7 protein-coding genes are annotated in these 6,718 nt (G+C 73.5%); all 7 read left to right on the top strand.

Annotated features, from left to right (window positions below; genetic code table 11):
* A partial coding sequence (locus WD250_07425) for a hypothetical protein (GenBank protein ID MEX2620033.1) occupies positions 1-1,068 on the top strand: 1,068 nt, incomplete at its 5' end.
* Positions 1,065-2,996, top strand: a complete 1,932-nt coding sequence (recD, locus tag WD250_07420; GenBank protein MEX2620032.1) for an exodeoxyribonuclease V subunit alpha — start codon at positions 1,065-1,067, stop codon at positions 2,994-2,996. The genes WD250_07425 and recD, both read left to right, overlap by 4 nt.
* A 202-nt stretch (positions 2,997-3,198) precedes the next feature.
* Positions 3,199-4,173 (top strand): NAD(P)-dependent alcohol dehydrogenase, encoded by a 975-nt coding sequence (locus WD250_07415; GenBank protein ID MEX2620031.1) that lies wholly within the window; start codon positions 3,199-3,201, stop codon positions 4,171-4,173.
* Between the two features lie 55 nt (positions 4,174-4,228).
* On the top strand, positions 4,229-5,386 hold the full coding sequence (locus tag WD250_07410) for an MFS transporter (GenBank protein MEX2620030.1): 1,158 nt from the start codon (positions 4,229-4,231) through the stop codon (positions 5,384-5,386).
* Positions 5,386-5,514: a hypothetical protein gene (locus tag WD250_07405; protein ID MEX2620029.1), complete on the top strand. Its 129-nt coding sequence runs from the start codon at positions 5,386-5,388 to the stop codon at positions 5,512-5,514. The genes WD250_07410 and WD250_07405 overlap by 1 nt, the downstream gene beginning before the upstream one ends.
* The gene (locus WD250_07400) at positions 5,511-5,777 is read left to right on the top strand and encodes a DUF1778 domain-containing protein (protein MEX2620028.1); all 267 of its coding nucleotides are present in this window, start codon (positions 5,511-5,513) and stop codon (positions 5,775-5,777) included. The genes WD250_07405 and WD250_07400 overlap by 4 nt, the downstream gene beginning before the upstream one ends.
* A 7-nt stretch (positions 5,778-5,784) precedes the next feature.
* Positions 5,785-6,273, top strand: coding sequence for a hypothetical protein (locus WD250_07395; GenBank protein ID MEX2620027.1), 489 nt, complete (start codon positions 5,785-5,787; stop codon positions 6,271-6,273).
* Positions 6,274-6,718 lie beyond the last annotated feature (445 nt).

Here is a 6,718-nt window from a genome sequence, read left to right as displayed (position 1 = left end):
GCGGCGGCCTACGAGCCGCGGGCCGCGAGCGAGCCGCGGGTGGCCAGCGAACCGGAGACCGGCCGGGTCGCCGACGAGGCGGTGCCGCCGGCGCGCGGGGCACCGGGGACGTCGGTCGCGGGCGGCTCGGCCGCGGCCGGCGCGGGCGGCGCGGTGGCGGCCGGCGCGGACGACACCGCCGAGGAGGCGCGCCTGGGCGCGGTGCCCTGCCCGCTGAACGCGATGCCGGGCGGCGCGGAGATCGGCTCGCTCGTGCACGCGGTCTTCGAGCGCACCGACTTCACCGCCGGCGACCTCGACGGCGACCTTCGCGCGCACATCCGCGAACAGCTGGCCTGGCGCCACCTCGACGTCGGCGACCCGGATGCGGTCGTGGCCGGGCTGCGCGCGGCGATCGACACGCCGCTGGGACCGCTGGCCGGCGAGGTGGCGCTGCGCGACGTCGCCGGCGCCGACCGCCTCGACGAGCTCGACTTCGAGCTGCCGCTGGTCGGGGGGGACACACCGACTGCCACCCTGACCATCGCGGCGATCGCCGACGTGCTACGCACCCACCTGCCCGCCGGCGACGTGCTCGCCGGCTACCCCGACCGGCTGGCCGACCCGGCGCTGGCCCGCGACCTGCGCGGCTACCTCGCCGGCAGCATCGACCTGCTGCTGCGGGTGTGCGCCGCCGACGGCACGCCCCGGTTCACCGTCGTCGACTACAAGACCAACTGGCTCGGCGTCGACGGCGAGGACCTCACCGCCCGGGCGTCCAGGCGGGCACAGGCCCCCCTGACATGCTGGCACTACCGTCCCGCGGCGCTGGCCGACGCGATGGTGCGCGGCCACTACCCGCTGCAGGCCCTGCTGTACGCCGTGGCGGCCCACCGCTACCTGCGCTGGCGCCTGCCCGGCTACCGACCCGAGCGCCACCTCGCCGGGATCGCCTACCTGTTCGTGCGCGGGATGACCGGCGCGGACGTGCCGCGCGTGGACGGCCGACCGTGCGGGGTGTTCGCCTGGCAGCCGCCTGCGGGCCTGGTCGAGGCGCTGAGCGACCTGTTCGACGCGGGGTCGCCGTGAGCACCGCCGAGCACGTCGAGCCGCTCGACGCCTTCGACGTCCGCCGCGCCACCCGGGCACGGGGGCTGCTCGGCGCGTTCAACGTCGCGGGGGTGCTCGCGCCCGCCGACGTGCACGTCGCCGCGCGGCTCGGGGCCCTGGGCGGGGAGGACGACACCGCGGTGCTGCTCGGCGCGGCGATGGCGGTGCGCGCCCCCCGCCTCGGCCACGTGTGCACCGACCTGGCCACCGCACCCGCCACCGTCACCACCGAGGCCGAGCAGCCCGTCGACGTTGCCGACCTGGCCTGGCCGCCCCTCGACGCGTGGACCGGGGCCCTGGGCCGGAGCCCGCTGGTGGCGGTCGGTGCGGACGGCCCCGCCGACCGGCCGCTGCGCCTGGTCGGCACCCGGCTGTACCTGGACCGCTACTGGCGCGAGGAACGGCGCATCGCCGCCGACCTGGCGGCCCGCAGCGCCGAGCCCGCCACCGGCGTGGACACCGACGTGCTCGCCGGCGGGCTCGGTCGGCTGTTCCCCGGCGAGGCCGACGCGCCGGCCGACCTGCAGCGCCTCGCGGCCGCCGCCGCGGTGATCCGCCGCTTCGCGGTCGTCGCCGGCGGGCCCGGCACCGGCAAGACCACGACCGTGGCGCGCATCCTGGCACTGCTCGACGAGCAGGCGGCCGCGGCCGGCGTCGCGCCACCCCGGGTGGCCTTGGCCGCGCCCACCGGCAGGGCCGCCGCGCGCATGGAGGAGGCCGTGCACACCGAGGCCGCGCGCCTCGACGTCGACGCGGGTGTCCGCGGGCGGCTGCTCGCGACGGGCGCGTCGACGCTGCACCGCCTGCTCGGCTGGCGCCCGGACAGCCGCAGCCGGTTCCGCCACGACCGCGGCAACCGCCTGGCCCACGACGTCGTGGTCGTCGACGAGACGTCGATGGTGTCGCTGTCGCTCATGGCCAAGCTCGTCGAGGCCGTGCGGGCCGACGCCCGGTTGATCCTGGTGGGTGACCCCGAGCAGCTGGCCTCCGTCGAGGCCGGCGCGGTGCTCGGCGACATCGTCGGTCCCGCCGCGGCGTCACTGCGCATGCGGGCCGACACCCGCGCGCTGCTGTCGCAGGTGACCGGCCGGCCGGTCCCCGCCGAGGACCCGCCGGCGCGCACCGCGGTCGGTGACGGCATCGTCGTGCTGCGCAGCGTGCACCGCTTCGGGGGCGCCATCGCCGAGGTGGCCCGGGCGGTGCAGCGCGGCGACGACGACACCGCCCTCGACGTGCTGGGTGCCGGCGGCGAGGACATCCGCTGGATCGCCGTGGACATCGCCCAGGCCGATCCTGATGCGCTGACGCCCGTGCGCGACGACCTGGGCGACGCCGGCCGGCGGCTGGCGGCGTGCGCGCACGCCGGCGACGGGCGCGGCGCCCTTTCCGCGCTCGGGGCGATGCGGGTGCTGTGCGCTCACCGGCGGGGGCCGTACGGGGCGACGACGTGGATGGCGCAGGTCGAGCGCTGGCTCGCCGCGGCGATCGACGGCTACGCGACGGGCGGGCGCTGGTACGTCGGCCGCCCGGTGCTCGTCACGCAGAACGACCACGGGCTGCGGCTGTACAACGGCGACACGGGCGTGGTCATCGACGCGGGGCAGGGAAGGGTGACCGCGGTGTTCGAGCGCCGCGGCGAGATCATGGAGGTCAGCCCCGCCCGCCTGTCCGCGGTCGACACCGTGCACGCCATGACCGTGCACAAGAGCCAGGGCTCGCAGTTCGCCGGGGTGGCGGTGCTCCTGCCCGACGCCACCTCGCCGATCCTCACCCGCGAGCTGCTCTACACCGCGGTCACCCGCGCGCAGACCCACCTCACCGTCGTCGGGACCGAGCCGAGCATCCGTACCGCCGTGACCCGCCCGATCGCCCGCGCGTCGGGGCTGCGGGAAACCCTGTGGGCGTGAGCCTTACCCGACATGGACGAGGCTTTCGAGCGGGCGGCTACGCGCGACGAGCCCCGTGTGGCACCAGTTCCCTGCGCACCGCCAACCGTGCTCCGCCAAGGTGGGTGCGACGGACGCGTGGAAGTTGACGGCGAGGCGGCCCGACGTCGCGATTGAGGCCCAGTGGACAGGCGGCTCGAACCACAGGTACTCGACGACGAGGTTGGCGTGCACGGGGTACGGGCCGCCAGGTCGGCTCCAGATCCGCCAGATCGACCAGCCGCGCCCCGGGGCGGGCGAGGTGCTCATCGGTGTCCAGGCGACGACGGTCAACCGCACGGACTGCGCTGCCCTGCGGGGCAAGCCGTGGTTCGCCCGGGCGGTGACCGGGCTGACCCGCCCGAAGCATCAGGTCCTGGGGACGGAGTTCGCAGGGCGCATCGAGGCCGTCGGAGCCGACGTCACCGAGCCCTCGGTCTGCGACGACGTGTTCGGGTGCAGCGAGGCGACGTTCGGTGCCCACGCGGAGTACCTGGTGGTGGCCGCGTCAGGGCCGCTGGCGACGACCCCGCCCGGCGTGGCCCTGGCCGAGGTGGCGGCCACCACCGAAGGCGCCCACGACGCCTTGAGCTGCCTCGACACCGTCGATGTCGGATCTGGCGCCGTTGTCCTGGTGTATGGCGCCACGGGCGCGATCGGGACGGCGGCCGTGCAACTGCTCAAGCATCGCGGGGTCACCGTCACGGCGGTCTGCGACGCGCGCGGTGTCGATCTCGCGGCATCGCTGGGGGCTGACGCCGTCATCGACTACACCTCCGAAGACTTCACCCAGACTGATGTGCGGTTCGACGCCGTTCTCGACGCCGTCGGCAAGAGCACCTTCGCGCGGTGTCGACCGCTGCTCAAGCGCGGCGCCTCGTACCTGACCACCGACCTGGGCCGACGCGCCCAGAATCTCGCGCTCATCCCGCTGACCCGCTGGATCGGTGATCACCGCGTCCGCTTGCCGGTCCCCACCAACGCCAGGGCTACAGCAGCAAGCGCGTCGAGTGGACGCTGTACCGGCCCGACCGCAACCTCGAGTTCCACCACTACGACCTGGCGACCCCCAACGCCGACATCGCCGAACTCCTCGACGAAGTCGAACGCGATCCCACCAGCATCTTCAGGGGATAGCACGCTGCACAGGCGGTGGTGAAGGATGACGGGTCCTGATGCACGTTGACGGATGCCGCGGAAGGATCGTCATGCGCATGAGCCAGACCTCTCGTGTGGGCGGTGCGGGCCTGCTGGCACTGGTGGCGACGTATGGCATCGGCCGGCAGGCGTACGGGTTGTTCGTGCCTACCTTCCGGGAGGAGTTCGGCCTGTCCCTGGATGTGCTGGGCTTCTACGCCAGCGCAGCCCAGGCTGGCTACCTGGTGGCCACCGTGGTCGCCGGTGTCCTCACGGCCCGTTTCGGGCCGCGTCTGCCGGTAGTGTCGGGGTGTGTGCTGCTGGCGGTCGGCGCGGCCATGACCGCGTCTGCGCCTGGTCCGATCCTGCTGGCCGTGGGGATCACCGCGGCGGGCACGAGCGCCGGCGGGGCGTGGGCGCCGTTCTCGGACGCGGTCGACAACGAGGTCCCGCTGTCGGGGAGCCGGCGTGCCCTGGCGCTGGTCAATGCCGGCTCTCCGGTCGGCCTGGTGGTCGCCAGCGGCCTCGTGCTGATGGCCGGGGACCGATGGCGGGCCGTGTGGTGGGCGTTCGCAACGATCGGGCTGGTGGCGGCCGCGGCGGCCTGGAGGGTGCTGTCACCAGGCGCGGGGGATCCGGCCCGCGACCGTGCACGGCTTCGGCTCGGGTGGTTCATCAACACCCGGTCGGTGCGGCTGTTCGTGGTCACAGTGGGGGTGTCGATCACCTCTGGTGCCTACTTCGCGTACGCACCGGACACGGCACAGGACTCCGGACTGGCCAACTGGATCGGTCCGGCGATGTGGGCGGCCTTGGGGATCGCTGGGGCCGCGGTGGGGGTGTTCGGCGGCGGGATCGCCAACCGCTATGGCCTACGCGGGCCGCTGGCGGTGATGCTGGTCCTGGTCGGTGGATCGACCCTGGTGCTGCTGGTCGCGCCCGGCTCCGTGGTCGCCGCTCTTGGGTCGGCTGCCCTGTTCGGTGTGGGCTTCACCACGGGGTTCGCCCTCGTGGTGATGTGGAGCCAGCAGGTCTTCCACGACCGCCCCACGACCGGCTTCACACTGGCCATCGTGTTCATCGCGGCCGGGTTCATCGTGGGGCCCAGCTTGTTCGGCGTGCTGGCCGCTCGCGTCGACCGCTCCGTGGCACTCCTGGCCGCGGCCATCCCTGCCCTGCTGGTCGCGCTCGTCCCGCCGTCGCGTGACGACCGGGATGGCAGGCGAAGTCAGTAATGACCGTGTTGCGGCTGCCGCCGAGAATCGATGCGTTATTGCCGGCGGCGGTGTTGAAGATGCCGCCGGACACGGTGACCGGCGGCAGCACCAACACCGCCAGCTACGTAGGGGAGGTCGGTCTATGAGCACCCTGACCCGACGCTTTGAGTTCCGTGCCTCTGAAGAGGACTACGAGCTCATCCAACAAGCGGCAGCCGAAGCCGGCCTGTCCATCTCCGACTACGTGCGGTCGCGCACCGTGGAGCACGCCCGCCGAGACCTGGCTGACCGACGGCGCATCCACATCGGGCCTGAGCACGCCGAGGCGTTCTACGCCGCCCTGGACGACTCCACCCCGGTGCCCGAACTGCAACGCCTCGCCGGCGTCCCCCACCCCGACTTGTCATAGCCCGCTCGTGCGTTTCGAGCTGCTCACCGACCGCCACCAGACCGCCGGGTTCTCCTGCGGCGACCCGGCGCTGGACAGCTGGCTGGTCGAGCACGCGCTGGTCAACCAGGCCCGCAGCCTCTCACGCACCTTCGTCGCCACCCACGACACCCCAGCCGATTCTGAAGGGCAGGGCACTGTCGTTGGCTACGTCACCCTGGTCGCCGCGGCGATCGAAGTCCCACATCTGCCCAGCGGTGAGCGCCGCGGGTTGGTCGGCTTGGACCAGATGGGCGCCGCGCTGATCGCCCGGCTCGCCCGTGATCAGCGGCACACCCACCGCGGGCTCGGCGCCTGGCTGCTGCAACAAGCCCTGCACCGCGTCCTCGACGCCGACCAGCACCTGGCCATCCGAGCCGTGATCGTCGATGCGCTCAACGACCGGGCCGCTGCCTGGTGGAGCGTCCGACCGCCTGTGGCACCCATCAAGCGTGTGCGCGCGAGCCTTGACCGCTGATTCGTCCACCAGCAAGGAGCACTGGCCTACTCCTGCCCCGTCGCCCCGGCCCAATGTCCGCGAGGAACACCGCGCGAACACGGCTTGAGCCGGGCAGGCAGGAGGCGACGATCGCCATCTGGTCGTCCTCGTGACCCGCCGGCGCCGAGAGTCGGGCCTGCTGTGAAGTGGGCCTCGACGGGCTGATGGCACGTCTGGCCACGTCGGTCGGTTCGCCCGCGGTGCGAGGAACCCGGGCGGGCGCCCAACCCGCCGGCTCCGCGGGGGACGTGGAACGACCTGCAGGATCACGACGCGGCCGCCGGGGCTACCCGCACGCCTGCTCACGGCCCGGATGGTCGTAGACCTTCGGGTCCACCTCCTGGTTACCGGCCGGTAGATGGGGTCTCCGCGACATATCTGTCCCTCCCACCCCATCTACCGCCGGGTAACCTGCGTGCAGGCG

It is taken from the genome of Egibacteraceae bacterium, assembly GCA_040905805.1.
In the GTDB taxonomy this organism is placed as follows: Bacteria; Actinomycetota; Nitriliruptoria; order Euzebyales; family Egibacteraceae; genus DATLGH01.
This window is presented reverse-complemented; position numbering and strand designations above follow the sequence as displayed.